General features: G+C 66.9%; 22 protein-coding genes and 3 pseudogenes. 15 read left to right on the top strand and 10 right to left on the bottom strand.

The features are described 5' to 3' along the window. Nucleotides 1-32: 32 nt before the first annotated feature. Nucleotides 33-1379: an IS66 family transposase gene (gene tnpC / locus QF027_RS40770; RefSeq protein ID WP_307080457.1), complete on the top strand. Its 1347-nt coding sequence runs from the start codon at nucleotides 33-35 to the stop codon at nucleotides 1377-1379. A gap of 45 nt (nucleotides 1380-1424) precedes the next feature. On the opposite strand, the gene QF027_RS40765 is transcribed toward tnpC, so the two are convergent. Next, nucleotides 1425-1583 (bottom strand): hypothetical protein, encoded by a 159-nt coding sequence (locus QF027_RS40765; RefSeq protein WP_307080456.1) that lies wholly within the window; start codon nucleotides 1581-1583, stop codon nucleotides 1425-1427. Continuing rightward, entirely contained in the window at nucleotides 1584-1712 is a 129-nt protein-coding gene (locus QF027_RS40760; protein WP_307080455.1) for a transposase, read from the bottom strand. A 419-nt stretch (nucleotides 1713-2131) separates the two neighbouring features. On the opposite strand from QF027_RS40760, the gene QF027_RS40755 reads away from it, so the two are divergent. Next, entirely contained in the window at nucleotides 2132-2653 is a 522-nt protein-coding gene (locus QF027_RS40755; protein WP_307080454.1) for a bifunctional DNA primase/polymerase, read from the top strand. A 503-nt stretch (nucleotides 2654-3156) separates the two neighbouring features. After that, nucleotides 3157-3597: a helix-turn-helix domain-containing protein gene (locus QF027_RS40750; RefSeq protein ID WP_307080453.1), complete on the top strand. Its 441-nt coding sequence runs from the start codon at nucleotides 3157-3159 to the stop codon at nucleotides 3595-3597. Between the two features lie 48 nt (nucleotides 3598-3645). Here QF027_RS40750 and QF027_RS40745 read toward each other — a convergent pair whose 3' ends face one another. Further along, complete coding sequence (locus QF027_RS40745) at nucleotides 3646-4275, bottom strand: condensation domain-containing protein (protein ID WP_307080452.1); 630 nt, start codon at nucleotides 4273-4275, stop codon at nucleotides 3646-3648. Between the two features lie 95 nt (nucleotides 4276-4370). On the opposite strand from QF027_RS40745, the gene QF027_RS40740 reads away from it, so the two are divergent. Further along, on the top strand, nucleotides 4371-5294 hold the full coding sequence (locus QF027_RS40740) for a transposase (RefSeq protein ID WP_307080451.1): 924 nt from the start codon (nucleotides 4371-4373) through the stop codon (nucleotides 5292-5294). 65 nt (nucleotides 5295-5359) lie between these two features. Here QF027_RS40740 and QF027_RS40735 read toward each other — a convergent pair whose 3' ends face one another. Both QF027_RS40735 and QF027_RS40730 read right to left on the bottom strand, forming a co-directional pair. Further along, entirely contained in the window at nucleotides 5360-6376 is a 1017-nt protein-coding gene (locus tag QF027_RS40735; RefSeq protein ID WP_307080450.1) for an asparaginase, read from the bottom strand. A 45-nt stretch (nucleotides 6377-6421) separates the two neighbouring features. Further along, nucleotides 6422-7630 carry an ISAs1 family transposase gene (locus tag QF027_RS40730; protein WP_307080433.1) on the bottom strand — a complete coding sequence of 403 codons (1209 nt, stop codon included), beginning with the start codon at nucleotides 7628-7630 and terminating at the stop codon, nucleotides 6422-6424. 235 nt (nucleotides 7631-7865) lie between these two features. Here QF027_RS40730 and QF027_RS40725 point away from each other — a divergent pair. Both QF027_RS40725 and QF027_RS40720 read left to right on the top strand, forming a co-directional pair. Next, a pseudogene (locus QF027_RS40725) lies at nucleotides 7866-8576 on the top strand (ISAzo13-like element transposase-related protein); the annotation flags it as partial. Between the two features lie 3 nt (nucleotides 8577-8579). After that, nucleotides 8580-9452, top strand: a pseudogene (locus QF027_RS40720) (IS701 family transposase); the annotation flags it as partial. A gap of 38 nt (nucleotides 9453-9490) precedes the next feature. On the opposite strand, the gene QF027_RS40715 reads toward QF027_RS40720, so the two are convergent. The 5 genes from QF027_RS40715 to QF027_RS40695 form a co-directional block, all read right to left on the bottom strand. Further along, nucleotides 9491-9907: a hypothetical protein gene (locus QF027_RS40715; RefSeq protein WP_307080449.1), complete on the bottom strand. Its 417-nt coding sequence runs from the start codon at nucleotides 9905-9907 to the stop codon at nucleotides 9491-9493. Next, the gene (locus tag QF027_RS40710) at nucleotides 9904-10752 is read right to left on the bottom strand and encodes an IS5 family transposase (RefSeq protein ID WP_307080448.1); all 849 of its coding nucleotides are present in this window, start codon (nucleotides 10750-10752) and stop codon (nucleotides 9904-9906) included. Before QF027_RS40710 ends, QF027_RS40715 begins: the two co-directional genes overlap by 4 nt. 364 nt (nucleotides 10753-11116) lie before the next feature. Next, the gene (locus QF027_RS40705) at nucleotides 11117-11878 is read right to left on the bottom strand and encodes an SDR family NAD(P)-dependent oxidoreductase (RefSeq protein WP_307080447.1); all 762 of its coding nucleotides are present in this window, start codon (nucleotides 11876-11878) and stop codon (nucleotides 11117-11119) included. A 40-nt stretch (nucleotides 11879-11918) separates the two neighbouring features. Next, the gene (locus QF027_RS40700; RefSeq protein ID WP_307080446.1) at nucleotides 11919-12911 is read right to left on the bottom strand and encodes an LLM class flavin-dependent oxidoreductase; all 993 of its coding nucleotides are present in this window, start codon (nucleotides 12909-12911) and stop codon (nucleotides 11919-11921) included. 1067 nt (nucleotides 12912-13978) lie between these two features. Further along, complete coding sequence (locus QF027_RS40695) at nucleotides 13979-14716, bottom strand: IS6 family transposase (protein WP_307082674.1); 738 nt, start codon at nucleotides 14714-14716, stop codon at nucleotides 13979-13981. Nucleotides 14717-15009: 293 nt separating this feature from the next. Here QF027_RS40695 and QF027_RS40690 point away from each other — a divergent pair, with 293 nt between their 5' ends. The 9 genes and pseudogenes from QF027_RS40690 (at nucleotide 15010) to QF027_RS40650 (ending at nucleotide 21766) form a co-directional block, all read left to right on the top strand. Further along, nucleotides 15010-15105 carry a DUF5999 family protein gene (locus tag QF027_RS40690; protein WP_307080417.1) on the top strand — a complete coding sequence of 32 codons (96 nt, stop codon included), beginning with the start codon at nucleotides 15010-15012 and terminating at the stop codon, nucleotides 15103-15105. Further along, on the top strand, nucleotides 15102-15518 hold the full coding sequence (locus QF027_RS40685) for a hypothetical protein (protein ID WP_307080445.1): 417 nt from the start codon (nucleotides 15102-15104) through the stop codon (nucleotides 15516-15518). The genes QF027_RS40690 and QF027_RS40685 overlap by 4 nt, the downstream gene beginning before the upstream one ends. Before the next feature lie 243 nt (nucleotides 15519-15761). After that, a complete protein-coding gene (locus QF027_RS40680) occupies nucleotides 15762-17273 on the top strand; it encodes a prenyltransferase/squalene oxidase repeat-containing protein (RefSeq protein ID WP_307080444.1) in 1512 nt (503 codons plus the stop codon). Beyond that, nucleotides 17270-18595, top strand: a complete 1326-nt coding sequence (locus tag QF027_RS40675) for a cytochrome P450 (RefSeq protein WP_307080443.1) — start codon at nucleotides 17270-17272, stop codon at nucleotides 18593-18595. Before QF027_RS40680 ends, QF027_RS40675 begins: the two co-directional genes overlap by 4 nt. Nucleotides 18596-18605: 10 nt before the next feature. Then, a complete protein-coding gene (locus tag QF027_RS40670; protein ID WP_307080442.1) occupies nucleotides 18606-19337 on the top strand; it encodes an SDR family NAD(P)-dependent oxidoreductase in 732 nt (243 codons plus the stop codon). A gap of 128 nt (nucleotides 19338-19465) precedes the next feature. Continuing rightward, a pseudogene (locus QF027_RS40665) lies at nucleotides 19466-19696 on the top strand (GXWXG domain-containing protein); the annotation flags it as partial. An 8-nt stretch (nucleotides 19697-19704) separates the two neighbouring features. Beyond that, entirely contained in the window at nucleotides 19705-19836 is a 132-nt protein-coding gene (locus QF027_RS40660; RefSeq protein WP_307080441.1) for a DUF4334 domain-containing protein, read from the top strand. 167 nt (nucleotides 19837-20003) lie between these two features. After that, entirely contained in the window at nucleotides 20004-21194 is a 1191-nt protein-coding gene (locus tag QF027_RS40655) for a cytochrome P450 (protein ID WP_307080440.1), read from the top strand. Nucleotides 21195-21250: 56 nt separating this feature from the next. After that, a complete protein-coding gene (locus QF027_RS40650) occupies nucleotides 21251-21766 on the top strand; it encodes an NUDIX hydrolase (RefSeq protein WP_307080439.1) in 516 nt (171 codons plus the stop codon). The last annotated feature ends 29 nt before the right edge of the window (nucleotides 21767-21795 follow it).

The following is a 21795-nucleotide window of genomic DNA, read 5'->3' as shown; positions in this document are numbered from 1 at the left end:
GGTGCGGGGTGGGTGCGGCAGGATCCGTGGTCATGTCGTCCGCTCTGGAGTCTGCGTCGCGCGAGGATCTCCTCACGTTGATCGGACTGCTCCAGCGGCAGGTGGCGGCCGCAGAGGCGCGGGCCGAAGCGGCAGAGGCGCGGGCGGCCGAACTCGCGGTGGCCAACGAGTGGTTGACCGCTCGGGTGGCGGAGCTGGAGCGGCGTCTTGGCCGGAACTCGGGCAACTCCTCGATGCCGCCCTCCTCGGACGTCTTCGGGCGGCCGGAGAAGAAGCCGCAGCCCAAGAGCGGACGCAAGCGAGGCCGTCAGCCCGGCACCGACGGGTCGGGTCTGGCCATGACCGACAAGCCCGATGCCACCGAAGACCATGTCCCGGCGGCCTGTACCGGCTGCGGAAGCACACCGGATCAGGGCGACAGCGTCGGCTTCGAGCGGCGCCAGGTCCGGGACATCCCCCTGTCCACGGTAAAGATCACCGAGCACCGGGCGCACCGCTGCCGGTGCACCTGCGGCACGGTCACCGCCCAGCCGATGCCCGGGCAGATCGCCGGGTCCCCGTCCTCCTACGGACCGAACCTGCGCGCGCTCGCCGTCTATCTGCTGGTGTTCCAGCACATTCCCGTCGAGCGGACCGCGCAGCTGATCAAGGATGTGACCGGGGCGGAGGTCTCCACCGGCTGGGTGGCCTCCCTGCCGGGCGAGGCCGCCGGCCTGGTCGGCGATTCCCTGAACTTGATCCGGGCCCTGCTCATCCTGGGCCACGTCCTGCACGCGGACGAGACCACCACCCGCATCGGCTCCGTGCGGCGCTGGCTGCACGTGGCCTGCACCGACCTCCTCACCCTGCTCCATCTCGCTCCGCGCTCGCGCGCGGGAGCCGACACGGGCGGCGTGCTGTCGCACTACCGGGGCGTCCTGGTCCACGACTCGCTTTCGCTGTATTCGGGCTACCCGCACTGCACCCATCAGCTGTGCGGCGCCCATCTGATCCGTGAACTGACCTCCGCCGAAGAGGACTTCCCCCACCAGAAGTGGCACCAGCAGATCCGGTGGGCCCTGGCCGGACTGAACACCCAGGCCCTGCGTGTACGCGCCGGTGAGATCGGCGAGATCACCCCCGAGGCCCTGCTGCTGCACCTGGATGCCTTCCACCAGGGCATCACCGTCGGACTCTCCGAGCACCCCAGAGCGCCGGGCCGCAAACAGTCCCCGGCCCGCAACCTGCTCGAACGCCTGCGGGACCAGGCCCACTCGATCCTGCGGTTCGCGGACGACCCCTTGCATGTGCCCTTCACCAACAACTACGGGGAGAGGGCGCTTCGGCCGGTCAAGACCCAGCTGAACGCGAGACCTGCAGCATCCGACACAGCCGCTTGACGCCGAAGGCGCCACGGTGATCGTCGACGAACTGGAAGCGGCTGCTCACCAGCTGGTCTCGGCCGCAAAATACTTCGCGGCCCTGCGCAGGATCTCCCGTTCGAGCTCGAGTTCCTTCACCCGCGCCCGCAGCTGCCGGTTCTCCTTCTCCATCGCGATGGCCTCGACCGCTCCGGGCCGTTCGGCCGCCTCGGCGTCCCGCACTCAAATCCGCAGTGTCTCGTGGTTGATGCCCACGTCCTTGGCCACCGAGGCGTACGTCCCACCCGGACTGGCGTGGTACAGCGCGACGGCATCGGCCCGAAACTCAGGCGAGTACTTCGACGTCCCCAACCGGAACTCCTGTCCTATGGATCCTCACGATCCAATGATCAGGGTGTCCACGATCAAGGGGCAACGCCCGTCAAGGCCCAGCCACCTGTGAGCTCGGTCTTCTGTACGCAGACGCCGGTTGTTGGCGGTCATGCCCCGGGGGGACATCTAGTCTGCCCATCCGGCCCATCAGTGGACTGATTGCTCACAAGATCGTCTTGGGCGCCGTATGGTTTTGTTCGTCGGTCGCCCCCAGGCTCATCCCCCCCGTCCGGGAGGCGGCCGGTCGGCCTCCCCGGGATCTCACCCCCGACCCTGGGAGGCCGACTTCCCCGGAGGCCAGGCGTCTCTCGCCAACTGCCCAGTCAGAGGTTGCGGCACGAATCTGTTGGTGCGGAAGCCGGAGGGGCCACCGAACCGCGCTGACCGAGGTGAGTGACATGGAGAGGGGAATCGAGTGGCTGTCCGCTGCTGCCGACGACCCTGAGACGTGCCGCGCGACGTGGGCCGACAATCCGCGCCGACTCTACCTGCTGCCGACAGGGCGCCTCTTCGACGTGGTGATGATCAGTTGGCGTATCGGCCTGGAGACCTTCGATCAACTGGCGCGTCGAGCGGCGCCGATCGGTCCCGTCATGATGGATCACGAATCGCAACGAGTGGGCTTCTTCCTCGACACATGCGGGGGCAAACAATTCGCAGCAGCCCTTTCCCGGGAAACCGACACACCGCCGCCCTACGAGTACCTCGGCGAGAACTCCCTCGTTGTCGTGCCAGGTCCTGTTCCTATGTCCGGAGACCGGTACCAGTGGCTCCGGGCGCCCATGCTCCTGCTGGAGGCGCATCCGGTGTGCGTGGCAGCGCTCGCAGCGGTCTTCGTTGCCGCCGCCGACCTGATCGCTCGTGCTGATAGTTACGGCGAGCAGTACAGCGCTCCAGCGATAGTGCGGAGCAGGTTATGAAGGCGCAGCGCTCGATGCACGGTGGACAGTAGGAGCGCGAAGATGCTGCCCCGGTGGTCGTTGTGGGGCAGCGGCGGATGCCACGCGGCCTGAGGCGCCACGGCAGCTCTGCCGGGGCTTACAGATTGCAGCGACGCGGCGGAGGACTTCCCGCACCTACGAGTTGTGTGAACGCCTTCGGGTACGGACCCATCGAACTCGCCGCATTTCGACGGAGATTGCCGAGCCCTTCCTGGCAGCCGCGGCCAGACCGGGGCACCGGCCTCGCCGAGTCGATCGGGCCACGGCTCGGAGTGCTCGGTGGCAAGGTCGTGATGGCCGCGCCAATGTGAGGCTACCCGCATTGAGCTCACCAACCCCCTCCATGGAGGTCACAGGGCCGCGTACGGCCTTGACGCAGGATCCCCGGTGCGACGAGTGGCGTGACGAGAGCCGCGACCAGGAGCGCGGCCCGAGGTCGCATTGGTCAGGAACACATGTCCACATAAGCAAGGGAGCAAGCAGTGAATCGACCGCCGTTCTCCGCAGACAGTGCCCTGTCAGCACGGCAGCAACTGGGCATGTCGCACCAGCAGGTGGCCCAGCAGATGGCCGTGCTCCGATCTCCCGTTTCTACCGAATGGATAATAGCCTGGGAGAGCGGTGCCTACCGTCCCACCGAAACGGAACTTTTCGTGCTGGCGGATGTGCTGTGGTGCCGGGCCACCGAACTGATGGGCATCGAGGAGCCTCGTACTCTGGCAGAGTATCGGCTCGCCCGACAGATCAGCGTGCAGAGGCTGGCCCAATCCATCGGAATGGATTCCTCTGAATACGTTCAAGCTGAGAGGCAGAACCAGTGGCCGGGGAACCGGCACCAAACGCTGGGCCTTCTGCGTGTGTTGAACATCTCCTTCCGCCAGTTGACGGAGGCCACGAGTCCTCCTTCGCGGCGCGGAAGCTGAGATGGAATCGCATCGGGCCGGGGAGGTCAGCCGCACCGCAGGGCGGTGTCAAAGTCTGACTGGTCGCGTGTCAGTACTGGTCAGCGGAATCCGAGGGGGGGGATCCAGGCTCAGTTCGCTGGGTGCGTCACCTCCGGCTGGCCGATGGCCGTGGCCTTCGACGAACACGTACAGGCCGTCCCCGCGTGACAGCGGGGCCAGGGCCTGGTTCAGGGCGGCCAGCAGCAGTCCCGGTACGGAGGCGCCCTCGCGCTGGGCGGCGTCGAGGAGCAAGGTGGTGGCGTGGCTGGACAGTTGGACGGTGTGGTGGTCGAGCTTGCCGTACGGGACCCGCTCGCTGCCGCCGTCACACAGGCGCGGCGTGGGGGCGCTCGCCAGTTCCTTCCAGTAGGCGGCCTCGTCCGCCTGGGGCGGGCGGGCCACGAGGTCGCCGGTGATGCCCGGCGCGACGGGTAGCACTCCGGGGCCGCGGCTGTAGGCGGCGCTGAGGTCTCGAGCCAGGACCTCCCAGGAGACCGCGTCCGCGATCAGATGGTGGGCTACCAGCTGCAGCCAGCGGCGCCCGCGCGCGGGGTCGGTGAACAGCACGGCCCGCCACAGCGGCCCGTGAACGAGGTCGAAGCCATGGTGGGAGCGGTTGAGTATCTCGGTGTCGGGGCTGGTGGCGCCCGGTTGCACGAGGTGTTCCTCCAGTTCGACCGGTCCGTCGACTCCTGCAGGACGGCGCTCCAAGTGCCGTCGGGGCGGCGGGTGAACCGGGTCCGGAAGGCGTCGTGGCGGGCCGCCACCGCGTCCAGCACGTTCTGCAGATCTGCCGGCCGCTTCGGCGCGTCGTCAGGGAGGGGAAAGAGGCGGGCCTGGTTGAAGTGGGTCGGTTCGGCGATCCCGCGGCAGCGACCAGTCGGGTGCGTGAACTCTCGCGCGGCGGGCGGCTCAAGAACGACCGGATCGACGCTGCAGCAGCGGCCACCGCGGCCTACCTGCACGGCGACGGACGCGACGTCGAGCCCGAGGACCATGCGACGGCCCTGGCCCTGTTGGATGAGCGACGCGTGAATCTTGCTCAGGCCCGCGTCCGTACCGTCAACCAGCTGCACGCACTGCTGCGAGACCTGTTGCCTGGCGGCGCTCCGGCCCAGCTGTCCGCGGACCCGGCCACCTCCTTGCTGCGGACCGTCCGTCCCGCCGGAGACGTCGAACAGGTCCGCAAGGACATCGCCCGGGACCTGATCGCCGAGATCCGCCTGCTGGACAAGAAGCTCCTGGACAACTCCACGCAGATGCAGGGCCTCGTCGAGGCGGCGGACAGCACGTTGATGGACACACCTGGCATCGGGCCGGTCATGGCCGCTCGGCTGATCGCCCGCACCGGACACGCGACCCGTTTCCCCACCTCGGCGGCGTTCGCGAACTACGCAGGCGCGGCACCGGTGGAAATCGCCAGCGCGGACAAGTCCCGCCACCGGCTCTCCCGCTCCGGCGACCGGCAGCTCAATTCAGTGCTCCACACCATCGCAGTCGTGCAGATACGCATGCCCAATTCACCCGGACACGCCTATTACCAGCGGAAACTCGCTGAGGGGAAGAGCTTGAAAGAGGAGAAGCGGTGCCTGAAACGACGCCTGGCCGATCACGTGTGGCGCATCATGATCGCCGACGAACGCAGAGCCAAGTCCCTTCTCATCCAAGAGGCTTGACAAGACCCAGACCGGGTTTGATGGAGACATCGGCCTGCTGTGGTCCCCGTCCTCCGGTGAACCTCTTACGGCCCAAACGGCGTCCAAGCCGCAGCGACCGCAGGCGCGCCGGTGGCGCCAAGGGCCAGGGCGCGAGCGGGGCAAAGACGGCCGACGACCGCGTCACCGCCCAGGACCGGCCTGCTCGCGAACTGAGCGACGGCCACCAGAGCGACGCCGCAGCGCGCCAGCGCCGCCGCGGTCACCGGCACACGGGCGCGTTCCCCGCCGTCTGCGATCTTCACCGCGACGGCCCGCCCGTCGCCGAGGGCGGCGACCTGCACGCCTTCGGAGCCGTCCTTGGTCAGCAACCCCGGCACGGCACGCATCAGTGACGCGACATCGCGGCCGGATCCGGAGGCCATCTCGGGGTGCCCGCACATCGCGTCAGCCACGCGCGCCTCAGCAGTGCCCGGCGCGGCCGTAGCGATTCGGGCGGCGGCGCGGGCCAGGCCGTGCAAGGAAATCGAGAACAGCGGTGCACCGCAGCCGTCGGCCGTCACCTGGGCGATGCGCTGGCCGGTCAGTTCCTCCACCCTCTCGGCCACAGCCCGCTGCAGCGGATGCGCGGCGTCGAGATAGTCCTCCAGCGGCCAGCCACGCAGTCGCGCTGTCAGCAACATAGCTGCGTGCATGCCAGAGCAGTGCTGCGCTATCCGGGAAGGCAGGCGCGCCTGCCGGATCCAACTCTCCCGTACGACCGGGTCGTACGGCATGTCCGTCCTGTTGCGCAGCGCGTCCTCGTCCAGACCGGCCAGGTCCAGGATGCGCCGAGTCGCGGCCAGGTGCCGCTCCTCGCCCGAGTGGCTGCCGGCGGCCAGCGCAAGCAGCTCTCCCTCCAGCGGCAGGCCGGCACGCACCAGGGCCACCGCCTGCAGGGGCTTGAGTGCCGATCGCGGACAGAAGGCCGCCTCGATGTCACCGATCTGCAGCTCTACGCGCCCGTCGGCCGCCAGCACGACGACGGAGCCGTAATGAATGCCCTCGATCATGTCACCGCGGACTAGGTGAGCCACCGGTGCGTGAAGGGGCTCTCGAACCACTGGGGCCTCGGCAGGCGAACCACCCTGCCTCGCCGCAGGGCTTGATCAAGTTCCGTAGCTGTCCGAATCGTTGGTGATGCCCAGGATGGGGAGTGCTCGTTGGGGCTCGTCGCGGATCGCCCGGGTGGTCTTGGCGATGTTGTCGGCTCCGAGGGTTTTCAGCACGCCGATGGCGAGGTTGCGAAGGGTCGCCATGGCCCGTGGTGCGGTCCCGGTGTGGACGGTGGAGGTGTCCTCGGCGAAGGTGACATCCCTGATGTGGTGCGAGGAGTTCTCCACTCCCCAGTGCCCGCGAATCGCGGCGGCCAGGTCGGCGGGCCCGGCTTGATGGGCGTCGAGGCTGGTGACGGCGTAGACACTCTCACGGGTCTCACGCCGGCCGGTCTGCTGGCGGCGGCGATGGACGCGGATGGCGAGGCGGGCGTGGGGAAAGGCGATTCCGCCGAGTCCGTCGGCGATCCCGCAGGTCTTGATCGAGCGCGACTCGTGGCGTCCATGTCCGGTCCCGGAGGCGGTGTGCTGGAGTGCGATGGACTGCCAGGGCAGGGCGGCGAGTTGGGTGTAGGCGGTGGGCTGGTTGGTCTTGATCACGGCGATGTAGTGGGCCTTCTTGGTCTCGACCAGCCAGGAGATGTTTGCCTTGACCGAGTGCAGGGCGTCGAAGGTGACGACGGTGCCGGTCAGGTCCAGGGGTGCCAGCAGCGGACGGAAGTGTGTGGTTTCGTTCGTCTTCGCGCCAACCTCCACCTGGGCGAGGGCCACGACGGTGCCGTGAGTGACCGCGGAGAGCAGGTGCCGGCGCGTCGCGGTGAGACGGGCTGATCCCTTGAGTGCTTTGCCGTCGACAGCGATCGCGCGGGGCCGCCCGGACGCGGAGGGCGACGGCGCCTGGGCGGGTTCGGTGGCGGCGCGGTGCCGGTCGGCCAGGTAGGCGCCCACCGCCCGGTCCAGGGCGTCACCGTCAACAGCCCCCAGCACACGGCCGATCGTGGCCGGTGACGGAGCGCGCCGCCATCTCAGCAGGTGGCGGCGGATCCCGATCACTGTCAGGAGCGCGTTTGAAGCACGCTGGCCCCACTCGGCGAGTTCATCGATGCTCCTCGCTCCCGAGACGACCGCGCAGGCACACACCAGCAGGACCGCTGTCAGCGAGTACCACCGGCCCCGCCGGGAGCGCGGGTCGGGCACCGAGTCGAAGTAGGGGCGCAGGTCGGCGATCCGGCCGGTGTCCAGCGGACCCAGTTTCACCAGCACGGCAGGAATGGGAGAGGATGCAGCAGCAGGCACGGGCCACCTCGTGATCATCTGGCTTAGACACCACAATGATCACGAAGCCCGTGCCTGCTCTGCTATGCGCCCCAACCGGTCACAACCCGACCAGCCGCACGACCCCGGAACTTGCAACCGCCCTGCGTGAGAGCGGCACGCCGGGTGCGGGAAGCGGCTCCGGGGAAACGGCTCGATCGAAAGACGAGACCGCGCCCCGGGCCGACTTCACCACCGGATGTTCTGTCACATCACCGCGAACTGGCGGGGGCGGCCGCTGACCAGCTACCAGGTCGTCCTCGAGACCATCGCCGCCACAACCACCAAGACCGGCCTGACCATCACGGCCGAACTGGACACAGGCAGCTACGACCTCGGCATCAGCGTGACACCCGCCGAGTTTCACGCTCTTGCGATCACACCCAATGCCTTCCACGGTGACTGGAACTACACACTGTCTCCCGTTCCACCGCGAGCGCCAGACGCGCCGGCAACGACATGCCGGGCCGACCCGGCCCTGACCGCGATGCTCACCGATCCGGCCCTGACCGGCATGTCACGAATCGCCTTCGAGTATTTGGTGGCGGTCTCGGAGCCTTTCTGGGACGCCTTGGCCGAGGCGGCATTCCAGCGACGCTTCCACCGCCCGCGCAGCTACCGTCACCCACAGACCAGCAGCGTGGACCACACCCACCGGCTCCTGGCAGCCATCCTGCGCCGCCGCAGAGTGGTGACCATGACGTTCCTGGGCGCAACTACTGGGCGTCAACCGCACCAACCTGTCCATCCAGTACCAGGACGCAAAACGGCTCCTGGACCTGCACAGAATCCTCGTCACGCCGATACCCGGATCGCCCGCCCGCACGTTGGAACAGCTACACGCCCGAACAACCCCCGCGGAAACCCGTCGCTGACAGTTATTGAAATACGGGCCCCCGGCCGCACCGAAAACTGCCAGATCGGCGTGTTCGCCGCCTACGCCACCACACGCGGACGCGCCCTGGTGGACCGGGAGTTGTATCTGCCCAAGTCCTGGACCGACGACCGCGACCGCTGCCGCGCCGCCCACATCCCCGACGAGCGGGCCTTCGCCACGAAACCCGACCTGGCCAAGGCCATGGTGCTGCGGGCGATAGCCTCGCCGCTGCCGATCGCCTGGGTGACCGCAGATGCGGCCTACGGCCAGGAGTGGCGGCTGCGCCGCATGCTGGAGGAGACCGGTCTGGGATATGTGCTCGCGGTCCCCAGGTCCCAGCAGGTGCCGCACTTCGGACGCATCGATCACCTCTTCTCCCAGGCCCCCGACGAAGCGTGGGAGCAACGTTCGTGCGGTGACGGCGCAAAGGGCCCGCGCGTCTACCACTGGGCCGCCCTGGAGATCACATCCATCGAGGACTTCGACGGCGAGATGCCGATCCACCAGCGGTGGGCACTGGCACGCCGCAGCATCAGCAAGCCCGAAGAGATCGCCTACTACCTCGCCCACGCACCGCTCGGCACCACGGTCGAGCACCTCGTACGCGTCGCCGGGATGCGCTGGGCCATCGAGGAAGCCTTCCAGGCCGCGAAGAACGAGTGCGGCCTCGACCAGTACGAAGTCCGCCGCTACACCGGCTGGATGCGCCACATCACCCTGGCCATGCTGGCGCACGCCTTCCTGGCCGTCATGGCCGCCGACGCCGCGGCAAAAGGGGCAGCAGAAACGGTTCCTGCCTCGCGCCCCTCACCGTGGCAGAAGTTCGGCGGCTCCTGGCAACTGTCCACTCACCCCTCGCCGTTCACCAACACCTCACCAGTGCACGCGCCCTGAGTGGGCGGTTCGTGAGTTGATGTCCGTTCCGGACTTGGTTACTGCTTCTTGCTGAAGGTGCCGGGCTCGGCCTCAGTGAGGATTCCTAGTGTGACCAGGCGTTTCATCTTGGCTCGGGTGCGTTCGATGTGTTTCGGCAAGAGCTCGAGGTCAAGGGTCTGGCAGATGTCGCGGGCCCTCAGTGGGCCGGTGGTGTCGTTGAAGACGGCGAGGATGCGCGGGTAGTCCGGGTGCTCGGGCAGCTCCAGGCTCTCTGACCGGTCGGGGCTCTGGACCGGGATTCGGTCGGCGAGGCCGGTGATGGTCGTGCGGGTGATGGCGAGGTGTTCCAGACGCAGTTCGGCCTCTCGGAGCTGGGTCTGAAGGGTGTCGATCTGGGTGCGGAGATCGCCGGCCAGGGCCCGGGCTGCATCTTCCTGAAGGTCGAGCGCCTGAAGGAGGGGGCTGAGGTTCACGCGCCGGCCACCTGCGGATCGCGCCAGGTGAGCGTGCTCGCGTCGGTGAGCCGACGGGCCATGACGTGGGTCATGGCCCAGTAGACGCGTGAGGTGGAGGAGGCCGGGCGGTGTTCGTAGTCGCGGACCAGGCGCCGGTGCAGTATCAGGGTCCCGAACGTCTGCTCCACCCGCCACCGTTTCGGCTGCGGAACGAATCCCCGCTCCTCAGGGTTGCGCCGGACGATCTCGACGTCGATGCCGAGGGCGGCCCCGTGCGTGACGACCTGGTTCTTGAAGCCCTGGTCGACCAGGGCCTTGCTGACCGAACCGCCGGCCGCGACGGCGACCTGGTCGAGCAGAGCGATGCCAGCGGCGTTGTCGTGGACACTCGCGGCCACCACGGTGACGGCGATGACCAGGCCAAGGACGTCCACGGCCAGTCCCCGCTTGCGGCCAGGCATCCGTTTCGCGGCGTCTTTGCCCGTCGTGACCGCGGGGACCCCGGTGGCCGCCCGGACACTCTGGGTGTCCAGGATCACCAGGGTCGGGTCCTCTAATCGCCGGTTCCTCTCCCTCACCTGACAGCGCAGGAGTTCATGGATCTGCTGGTCGGTGCCGTCGTCCCGCCAGGCGGCGAAGTAGTAGTACGTCGCGCTCTTCGGCGGCAGGTCGTTCGGCAACAGGGCCCACTGACAGCCGGTCCGGGACTGGTAGAGGATCGAGTTCACGATCTCCCGCAGCGGATAGCGGCCCTGGTGGCCGCTCACGGAACGGTGCCGGTTCTTCCAGGCCGTGAGTACCGGCTCGATCAACGCCCACTGCTCGTCGGACAAGTCGCTCTGATACGGCTTGCGTTCACTCATCCCACCGATCCCAGCAGGCCACCGGCACCGGACCGGAACGTTCCGGCTTCGCTCACACCATCAGGCGACACCAGAACCACTCATAGACTCACGAACCGCCCACTGAGACGGTCACACTGGCGCAGACGACGCCAAGCCGTCGCCCAACGCTGTCACTATCAGCGGCGGCTGCACACGATCGAGGGGCGGCCCGGAAAAGAGAACACGGGTCGTCAACCGGCCCATTACACTCACCCAAACCGCCCCTGAGCAGGGAAAACGTCAAAGTGCTGCTGGAGTACTAAGCGCGTCGCCACCATGCCCCCGAGCAAGGGCGGCAGATGTTGCCACGCGGTGAAGACCGCCCTGTCATCGGCTGGCGCAATCACACGCTGCTTAGAATGGCAACCCTGCCACCGTCGACCGGCAACACCACACCCTGCACGAAACTGGCGGCGTCACTGGCCAGATATGCCACGGCGTCAGCGATCTCCTGTGACGACGCGACCCGGCCTGCAGGGGCGGCTGCCGCCAGCTGATCGAGTGCCGGGCCCAGCGGCGCCGTTCCCTCGGTACGAGTAGGTCCGGGGGCGACGGCGTTGACCCGCACGCCGTAGGGCCCGAACTCAGCGGTCCATGCCTTCGTCAGCAGCTCCAGCGCCGCCTTGCTCGCACCGTAAAGCGCCATGCCGGCCATACCGATCTCCGCGACCATTGTCGACACGTTGACGATGGCCCCTCCACCGTGTTCGGCCATCTTCGGCGCCAGCTCGGCTACCAGGAAGTACGGCACCTTCAGGTTGAGACCGAGCACTGCATCGAAATCGCTTTCCTCGGTATTTGCGGTCGGCCCGAGCGGGAAAACGCCAGCGTTGTTGACGAGCACATCCACGTGGCCACGACCCAATTCACAGGCACAGGTGGCCAATGCACGCGCACTGCTCGCATCGCACAGTTCGCCCGCCACAAAGTCGGCCTTGCCGCCAGCAGCGGCGATCTTGGCGACGACGTCGCTCCCCCGCTCCGCATCACGTCCGGACAGCACAACGTAAGCACCGCCAGCGGCGAGGGTCATTGCGGTGGCACGCCCGATACCACTGGTGGCTCCAGTGACGAGCGCAGTGCGTCCTGACAGGTCGATGCTCATCGTTCCTCCAGACCAGTCGGTAGCCGCGTGCAACTACTCGTCACTCGCCGAGCTCCGGCAGTACACGGTTGGCGAAGAGTTCCAGGCTCGACCAACCTATGTCTGGGTCGAGGCCGCCGATCAACGGGTGCAGCGGCAGTCCTTGCTCCGGGAGTAGCGACATCGCGAGTTCGACACACTCGGCTGGCGTGACCACGAGGTACATACCAGTCTTGCGAACGTCGGCTATCGTGTCGAGAGTTTGATGTGCATATAGACTGGCTCCTGGTGTCGAGGCCGAGTACTTTCGGTATTCGTTCATGTCATGTAGCACACTCGGGCCGATCCGTGTCCACTCTCGTTCTGGATCTTCGGCGACGAATATCGCCTGAATCGTTGGTGGCGGAATGAATCCTGCTCGTCGACCGGCCTGATCGCACAGTGTCAGGTAGATCTGTTGCAGCCGTGGGGCGCTGACAGCCGGCCAGTAGCCATCCCCCAGAACCGCCGCGCGTCGGGCCGACGCCAAGGAACTGCCGCCGAGAATCATTTTCGGCGGACGCTGCACGGGCAGTGGAGTGATCTGCCCCGTTCGGCCCTGATATGTGACGGTGTCGCCGGTCAGGAGGCGCCGAATTACCGCGATCTTGTCCTCAAAAATAGAGCCTCGCTTGTCAAATTCGACGCCGAACATGGCGAATTCGCGACGCAGGTAACCTGCGACCAAAAGTACTTCCGTGCGCCCGCCCGATATCAGGTCGAGGACAGCAAGATCCTCCGCTACCGCGAACGGATCTCGAAGGGTCGGCACCAAGCATGGCAGGATTGTCGCTCGGGAGGTGCACGCCGCCGTCGCCGCACTCATCGTGAGCGGGGATGGCAGATAGCCATCGGAAGTGCCATGATGCTCGGGAATGAACACGGTGGGACGGCCGTGCCGGTCCGCCCAGGCGATTTGCTCCAGCGCGGCCGCGTACTGTGCGGCGCGAGATCGTCCTCCTAGGTCGGGCATTCGCATGTCGTATCGGATCGACCATCTGACGATTTGAACCACCTCCGAACTCCTCAGCCCACCCAGCTGCCTCGAACGCTGCACGGTTCACCACAACGCTCTGAGACCCTGAGCTGACTCCCAACAACAAAAGACCTGACCATCCCTCAGCCTGGACAGTATTCCGGGTGGTCCGGTCACGGAATCCCTGGTCAGGACCCCGGAGGGTATGCCCCTGGCGGTCACCGGCCTCCTCGGCGGGATCGCCTGCGGCAGCGCGGTGCGCGGGTGGATGGCGGAGCAGCGTCGGCAACGGCGGGATTCGGGGCTTCTTGCTTGTATCGGTACAAGGGATCCCGCGACTGGACCGCGGCGATGCACGCGCGCGGCCTCAAGGCGTCGGCAGGGGCAGCTATAGGCAGAGGAAGGGAAAGCGTCATAGATCCAAACCTTTGTCGGAGGGGCGTGTCGGGCCCGCGTACCTGCAGGCATCCAAGCGCCACGCAGGTTCGATCAGTAGGCAAGCATGTCGGTTGGTTTCGGTGCAGCAAATGGGGGAGAATACCCAAACCGCTACGCATTCACCTCCGGCTCCGCGTCCCGCGGGCCGTACGTGAAGAACACCACGGCCACTGCGCACGGGTGTTGAGCGACGCTGAAGGTGTGCGCCAAGGCGACGCTGTGGTTGTCGATGGGACGGGATGAAACGACCCCGGCGGCCGTCAGGCCGCCGGGGTCGTCGTGAACACGGTGTCGGCTTCATGCACGCGGTGTCGCTTGGCGTCTCGGCGATCGGGGGCGGCTGGAGAAACCTGTTGGGGAGGGCATCTCTCCTGGCTCTGGTGGTCGGGGATCATGTTGGTCATGAGCGAGCGTGAGGGTAGGGGGGTGGACCGCACTCCGCACCTCCACCTCGTGCACACCATGTCGTCGCGCACGAAGCAAGATCAGACTGCCCACCAAGATCAACACTCATGCCCACCGCGAGTGTCGCCAACCACCACCTTCGTGCTCATACAGAGAGTCGTCCAACACACGGGGCGGGGCAGCGGGGGGCGCTGTCACGTTGTTGGGTGTGTGGGTGTCTGACGGTGCGTCGGGGTGTGGTGGGCCGGGTTCCGGCCGGGTGCTCAGGGCGTGGTGGGCTGGACGGCGGCGCCAGTGACCTGGTCCCAGATCGCGAAGCGGACGGTCATCTCGGCTCGATAGTCGACGGCGGTCATCAGATGGCGGCGGGGCCGGAAGTGGGGTGAGATGCCGCTGAACGCGGACAGGAACCGCTGGGCTGCGCCGACGGAGCGGAAGCCCTTCATCGCGCGTTCGCGTTGCCTCGTTGGCTGGTGGCTGTTCTCGGCCCGGTTGTTCAGGCCCTTGTGAGAGCGGTGCTCCACGGAGGGCATGACCTCGCGGTGGGCCGCGCCGTAGGAGCGGAGCTTGTCGGTGACGATCACCCGCGGCACAGCACCGGTCTTCTTCAGGAGCCTGCGGAAGAAGCGCCTGGCCGCGGCCTTGTCCCGGCGGTTCTGCACGAGGATGTCCAGCACCGTCCCGTCCTGGTCGACGGCCCGCCACAGGTACCACTGTTCGCCGTTGATCCTGACGAAGACCTCGCCCAGGTGCCACTTGTCCCCGGGCCCAGGTTGCCGGTGGCGCAGCGCGTTGGCATAGGCCTGCCCGAACTTCAGACACCACCGCCGCACCGTCTCGTAGGAGACGACCACTCCGCGCTCGAGCATGAGCTCCTCGACCTCGCGGAAACTGAGGGGGAAGCGGTGGTACAGCCACACCGCGTGGGAGATGATCTCGACCGGGTACCGGTGCCCCCTGTACGACGGCGGTGCGCTCTCCACGGACGGCCCCTCCAGCATGATCAACCCGAAGATCATCCCACGCCATCAACCAACGTGACAGTGCCACCAGGACAGCTACGGAACTTGATCAAGCCCTGCGCCCGGCGTCCAGGGCCTTTGCGGCCTCGCAGGACTTCGGCGGGCCTGCGCAGGTGGTGCTGGCCGCAGCGGGCAAACGCTCCCGCCGCCCTGTTCGCAGCCGGATACGGAGAAGTAGGTGCCGTTGTAGGTAGTTTCCGGGTCCCCTTCTCGACGCCCGAAGGATCTGATATTTGCACCACTGGTTTTCGGTGGAGATCGAAGGTTCAACCATGTTTGTACACCAGCCGCCGTGTCCGTCGCGGGACGCGCCCAACCACGCCATGGCCCGCGTTGTGGCCCTGCACCTCGAGCAGGGACTGTCATGACTCCCACCGCACCCCCCGGCCGTCCCGCCGCACCCGCCCCGCTGAACCGCCTGCTGCGGCTGCGGACCAAAGCAGCCGCGCTGGCCGCTCTGCGCCTGGCCAGCCGCCGGAGCGGACCCGCCCGCGAGACGGTCTCCTGGCCACTCGAGCGCGCCACGCGGGCTGGCGCCCGGGCCAGGGAGCTGACCCGCGACCAGCTCGCCGTATGGCACCTGCACGAGCACACCGACACCGCCGAACTCCTGGTCAGCGAGCTGGTCACGAACGCACTCACGCACACCCAAGGCCCGATCCGCCTGAGCATCTCCCGCACTGCCGGGCACCGCACGCTGCGCTGCGCCGTCGCCGACGCCTGCCCCACCCGGCCGCGGCAACGCCGCGCCAGACGCACACGGGCCGCGGCAGGTACGTGACCCGGCGCCGGACCGTTCAGGTCCAGACCGGCCGCGTCCAGGACCAGAGCGGGCCCGTCGAGGAGGACGGGTCGACTGAGGCCGCATAGCCTCCGTCCACTGTGGAAGTGCCCGCCGTGAATGCGTGGCACCCGGAATGCGTGTCACGCGGTCCTACGGACCGAGTGACGCGCGGGTGCCACGCCGGACGCACCAGCTGATCGCGGTCATATCCCGATACAAGCCCTGGGAAAGGAAACCCATATGGCCTTGAACGACCTGGAACAGGTTCTCACCCTGGCCACCGAATGGTGCGCGGCACGACAATGCGCCAACGGCGGGTGGGTCAGTATCCCCGATCCGCGTGTCACCGAAACGGCTTTGGGTTGCCTGGCCTTGAAACGAACAGCTGACGTAGCGTCCCGACAGGCCAGACGCTGGCTGCGCGGTGCTGTCGTGCAACGCCATCACCCGGCTGCCGAAGCATTCGAGACCGCCCTGCGGTCCCTCGCCCTTGACGAACACTGTGTGCTGGACCTCAGGTCGCCCGAATTCGCCGGCACGGTCGTTTCCGCGAGGGCAAGGCTGATCCAGGTGCTGGCGTTGTGGAAAGGCCGTTCAGTCCTCGGCGGCCTCGATCCCGTCGAGCTGCGGGAGACGATCCGGCGCGGGTGCGACGCCAGTGGTGATACCCGGCTCAAGCCGTGGAGCAAGGCGGAACTGTTCGCAGCCATGACGTTGGTCGAGGCGTACGCCGCCAACTGGGGCACCGCAGGTGAGGCGGCCGGTGAACTCCAGAAGCACCAAAGCCCCGACGGGTCGTTCTACGGCAACCCGATCAGTACGGCTCTGGCCTTCCTGGCGCTGGACGCCGTCGCACCGAGGACGAGTCAGTGGTCCGACGCTCGTAGGTGGCTGATCGGCAATCAGCGCTCGGACGGCACCTGGCGGTTCTGTTCCAGCGACGTCTGGGACACCACCCTGATGATGCGGGCTTTCAACGGCGTGCCCCTGTTCGACCGGGAGTGCCGACCAAGAGCGATCGAGTTCCTCTGCCGCACCCAGAACGATGACGGTGGCTGGCCGTTCTCCGCCCATCTCGAGTCCGACAACGACAGTTCGAGCGCGGCCCTGATCGCGCTCGCCGGGCGTCACCTGCATACGGACCGCGTCAGACGCGCGATTTCGTACTTCGCCGACCGCCAAACCGCTGACGGTCTCTGGCGAACCTGGCAGTTCAGCGAGGATCCCGCGGTGCCGGATGTCGTCGCCCACGTCATCTCCGCGTTGAGCCGCCACGCCGGCGAGCACTCCATCCCCCTCGACCGTGCCCGCGCATGGCTTGCCGAGACACGTGGGCCGACCGGCCGCCGGGCCGCCGGGTGGTATCGAGGCTTTCCTTATGCGACATCGGAACTGGTCGAGGCGCTCGAGCACCAGCCTGCGGCGGTAAGCGCCGCGAACGAGCTCGCCTCGACCCAGAACCCGGACGGTGGCTGGTCTCCCGAACCCGGTGAAGAAAGCTGCGCGAGTGCGACCGGACTCGCGTTGACGGCGCTGTACCGCGCGGAGGTCAGCGACTGCGACCGGTGGCTGGCCGGCACGGATTACCTGGTGCGGACACAACGCGCGGACGGCACCTGGCCGGGACAGCCGGAGATGTACGGCCCGCGGCCCTTGTTGACACATTTCCAAACCCAGACCCACGCCTTCGTGACGATGGGTGTGCGTGCCGCACAGGCCCATCATCGCGCGTTGCTGGGACGTACAGCATGAGGATTCCGTTGCTCGGGCACAGTGTGGACCTGGCCCGTGACCCGCTGGGCTTCACGCGATCGCTGCGCGACCGGGGGGAGGTCACGACGATCTTCATTGGTCCCCGGCCGGTGCTGGTGGTCACCAGCGTGGACCTGATCCGCGCCGTGCTGGTGACCGAAGCACGGAAATTCGACAAGGGCGCGATGTTCGACGAGCTGCGGACCCACCTGGGGAACGGCCTGGTGACCTCGGCCGGGAGTTTCCATCGCAGGCAGCGGCGCTTGGCGCAGCCCGCGTTCCACTGGGATCGCATCAGCGGCTACGCCGACGTCATGACCGCCAGAACGGTGGATTCGCTGGCTTCTTGGTCGCCGGGAAAACCGGTCGAACTTACCGCGCACCTCAACCGCCTGACGCTCGACGTACTGCTGGATGTCTTGTTCGGCTCGGACCGGAACGCGATGCTCGACAAGTCGATCACCGCTTGGCTCTCGATACGCCAGAAGGCGACAAAACGCGCTCTGTCTCCCGTGGCGGCATGGGTCGACCGACTGCGGCTGCGGCGCGAGAGCGGCAGACCCGCGGCGGGACAGGACGAGAAAGCGGTGCTGTGCGCGACACTCGCCGAGCTGATCGAACGACGGCGAGCGGGTGGTGACGACGATGATCTCCTGTCCATGCTGCTGTCAGCGAACAACGATGACGGCAGTGAACGGATGAGCAACGCCGAGGTATGCGACGAACTGCTGACGATGTTCGTCGCCGGTACCGGCACGATGAGCGCCACGCTGGCCTGGACCTGGCACGAGCTCTCGCGGCATCCCGAGATCGAAAAGCACCTGCACCGCGAAGTCGACACCGTGCTCATGGGCCGGGCGGCCACGATCTCGGACCTGCCGGAACTGTCCTACACCAGACGCGTCGCCCAGGAGGTCCTGCGCCTGCACCCGGTGTGGTTGTTGATGCGGCGTGCGCTGGAGCCTGTGGCCATCGGTGAGATCCGGCTCGATCCCGGCGACGATGTCTATTTCAGCCCGCACGCGTTGCACCGGGACCCGGCACTATACCCGGCTCCGGAGCGGTTCGACCCGGACCGCTGGCTGCCGGAGCGGAGCGGTGACCTGCCGCGGTTCGCCTACATCCCGTTCGGCGCGGGCAATCGTCTGTGCATCGGCGAAGGGTGGGCCTGGACCGAGTTGGTCATCGTCATCGCGACCATCGCGGCGCGATGGCGGCTGGTGCCCGAACCCGGCTTCCGCCCCAAAACCCGGGTGGGCACGGTGGAACGACCACATCGGCTGCCGATGATTCCCGAAGCACGGGGGCTCCCACGTGACTGAGGAGGCAACGATGAACGGCAAAGTCGCCGTGATCACCGGGGGTGCCTCGGGCATCGGAGCGGCCTGTGCCCGTCGACTGGCCTCGGCCGGCTGCCTGGTCGTGATCGCCGACCTCGACGAGCGCGCGGGGAACCACATCGCGGATGAACTCGGGCCCGCGGGCCGGGCGTGGCCGGTGGACGTCGGCGACCCGGATCAGGTGCACAACCTCGTTCACGGGGTGGTGGGCGAGTTCGGCCGGCTCGACATCGCCGTCACCTGCGCTGGCATTTCGGGCCCGCTCATCCCGCTGGGTGAGTACCCGCTGGCCGACTACGAAGCGGTCGTGCGCACAAATCTCGGCGGCACGTTCTACTTGTTGCGGGCCGCGTTGCCTGTGATGAGCGCGGTTGGCCGGGGCGTGGTGGTTACCGTGGGATCGGTCGCCGGGCACACGTCGATGCGGAACCACTCGGCGTACGTGGCGGCCAAACACGGCGTCATCGGCCTCACGAAGGCGGCGGCCCGCGAGTACGCCGCCGCTGGGGTCCGGGTGGTGTCGGTCTCGCCGGGCATCGTCGAGAGCCCCATGACCGACGCCCTGCCGCCGGGGAAACTCGAAAGCGCGTTGACTTCGGTACCGGCACATCGGCGCGGACGGCCGGAGGAGGTCGCCGACCTGGTGGCGTTCCTCGTGTCCGACCGAGCGGGATACATCACCGGAAGCGATCATCCGGTCGACGGCGGGTACCTCACGAGATGAGCGAGCTCACCAGGCTCCGGTGCAACACCAGATGGTGTTGGCAGAACTCCGTTACTGTCCAAGAAGGAGAAGGTAAATAGTGAACAGCTTCGAAGCCAAAACGCAGTTCGCCGCGCTTCGCAACAAGGGAAACCGTCCGCGTCGAGGAGATCCTGGGAGACTGGAAGGGATCCGACTTCGGTATGGAGCACTACGCGGTCGCCATGCTCGCCGAACTACGCTGGTACGGCAAGAAGTTCACTTCGGCCGACGATGTCGAGCCGGTGATCTGCTACGACGAGAACGGGGAACTCTTCGCCAACAACGAAGCGGTCAAGGGCGCGGCAAGCCTGTGGATGGTGGAGTTCGGGGCGAGGTGACAGCCGCCATGGTGTACGACGGCCTGCCACTCGTCGACCATTTCAAGAAAGTCGGCGACGGCACGTTGCTCGCGATCATGAACGGCAAGGTCTCCCTCGACAACGGCAGGCACTACTACTTCATCCTGGATCGGGTCTGACATCGTGGAAATCCAAGCAGTTGCGCTGGGCGAGATCGACAAGCCCTGTCGATTGGAGTCGGTGCGGCCGTCCGCGCCGGGCCCCGGTGAAGTGCTGATGCGCATCGAGACGGCGGGCAGTGCGCAGTGGACACCACCGGCGGACCGAAACCGAATGCAGAGGTGTCATGACTGAACTGCTCCCGCTCTTCCCCTTTCCTACTCCGGCCGAGCAGGCCACCGATCCCGACGGTGTCCGCCTGCTCGGCCAGGCGCCGATGGCACGCGCCCGACTCGCCGACGGCGCGGTGGTGTGGCTGGCTCTCAGCTACCGAGCCGTACGGCAGGTCATGTCCGACGCGGCCTTCAGCCGGGCTGCCGCGCTGAGGCCTGGTGCGCCCAAACCGATGGCCTTGTTCCGCGACCCCAAGTCGGTCATCAACATGGATCCGCCGGAACTCACCGCTATCCGGCGCCGCATGGCCCGGGGTTTCAGCACCCAGGCGGTGAATCGGCTTGAACCGGCCATCAACGAGACGGTGGCGAAGCTGCTGGACACCATGGCCGAGCACGGCCCGCCGGCAGATGTAATGCGATGGCTCGCCGAGCCGCTCCCGATCCTGGTAATCTGCGATCTGCTAGGTTTGCCGTACGTGGCTCGCGATCAAATCCAGACCTGGACGCGCCGGATTCTGTCCTTGACTTTGCCGTCCAGTGAGTCGTTCTCCGCGCTCCACGAACTCGACGCCTATCTCACGGACATTGTGCGGGACAAGCGGGCCGATCCCGGCGATGACCTCATCTCCTGCCTGGTGACCGACGATGGGCAGGACCCGGCACTGGACGAATCGACGCTGGTCAAGAACATTCGCATCATCCTGATCGCCGGTCACGACACCACCATCAACCAGCTCGGCAACTCCCTGGTGGAGTTGTTCAGGCATCCCGAACAACTCGCACTGCTCAAACAATGCCCGGACCTGATTCCCAACGCGGTCGAAGAGCTGCTGCGCTATTCGAAACTGGCGCGGCTAAGCCCCCCTTTCGTCGCGCTCCACGACACGTATGTCGACGGTTCGCTGGTACGAGAAGGGGAAGCGGTGGTGGCACTCCCCCATATCGCGAATCGCGATGAACAACTCTTCAGGCAGGCTGATCGGCTCGACGTCACCCGCCACAACGCGGCGCAGCATCTGGGTTTCGCGCACGGCCCGCACTTCTGCCCCGGCTCCGGACTGGCCAAGCTCGAACAGCGCATCGCCCTCCGGGCACTATTGAGCCGCTTTCCCGGCCTCGGCCTCGCCGTAGATCCAGGAGAGCTCGTCTGGCGGGACGGCATGTCCATGCGTTCTGTCGAGTCACTTCCGGTGACATGGTAGTGAACGGGTCACCTCACCTGGTTCCCCAGCGCACCAGAACAATCACCATGGCCGGCGTGCGGACAACCCTTACCTGGTTCGATCCGCACCGCCTGGCGGACGTGGGGCGGGTCGACGTCGCCGGGGTGGTGCCGTTCGCCCCGGATGGCAGGATCGTAGCCGCTCGACTGGTTCGCGGAGTGGAGTTCCCCGCCGGACACGTCGAGGACTACGACTCCGGCCCGGAGCAAACCGCCCGCCGCGAAGCCTGGGAGGAGACCGGCATACGCCTTGGTTCCCTCGCCGTCGTTCAGTTGTTGCGTGCGGACCATGACCACCGCACGCGGCGCACCATCTGGGCTGTGTTCTATACGGGGTTGGTCCAAGAGATGCCGACGTTCACCCCTCGGCACGAGTCGTTCGACCGAGTGCTCGTCCATGGTTGGGAATATGTGGCACGGTACGGCTCGGGGCCTGCTTCAGAACGCTTCCGGCTCCTCGCGAATGCTCGAGTCGCACTGCCTGACGGTGCTGAGGCCGATCGTGTCCGAGGCCTCGTTCGACTGTCACGCCCGGCTCTGACCACCGGATAACAGATCAATGCCCCATCAGCGCGATCCAT

The sequence above is a fragment of the Streptomyces canus genome, assembly GCF_030816965.1.
In the GTDB taxonomy this organism is placed as follows: Bacteria; Actinomycetota; Actinomycetes; order Streptomycetales; family Streptomycetaceae; genus Streptomyces; species Streptomyces canus_E.
Note: the sequence above shows the minus strand (reverse complement) of the source record. Positions and strands in the feature narration are given on the sequence as shown.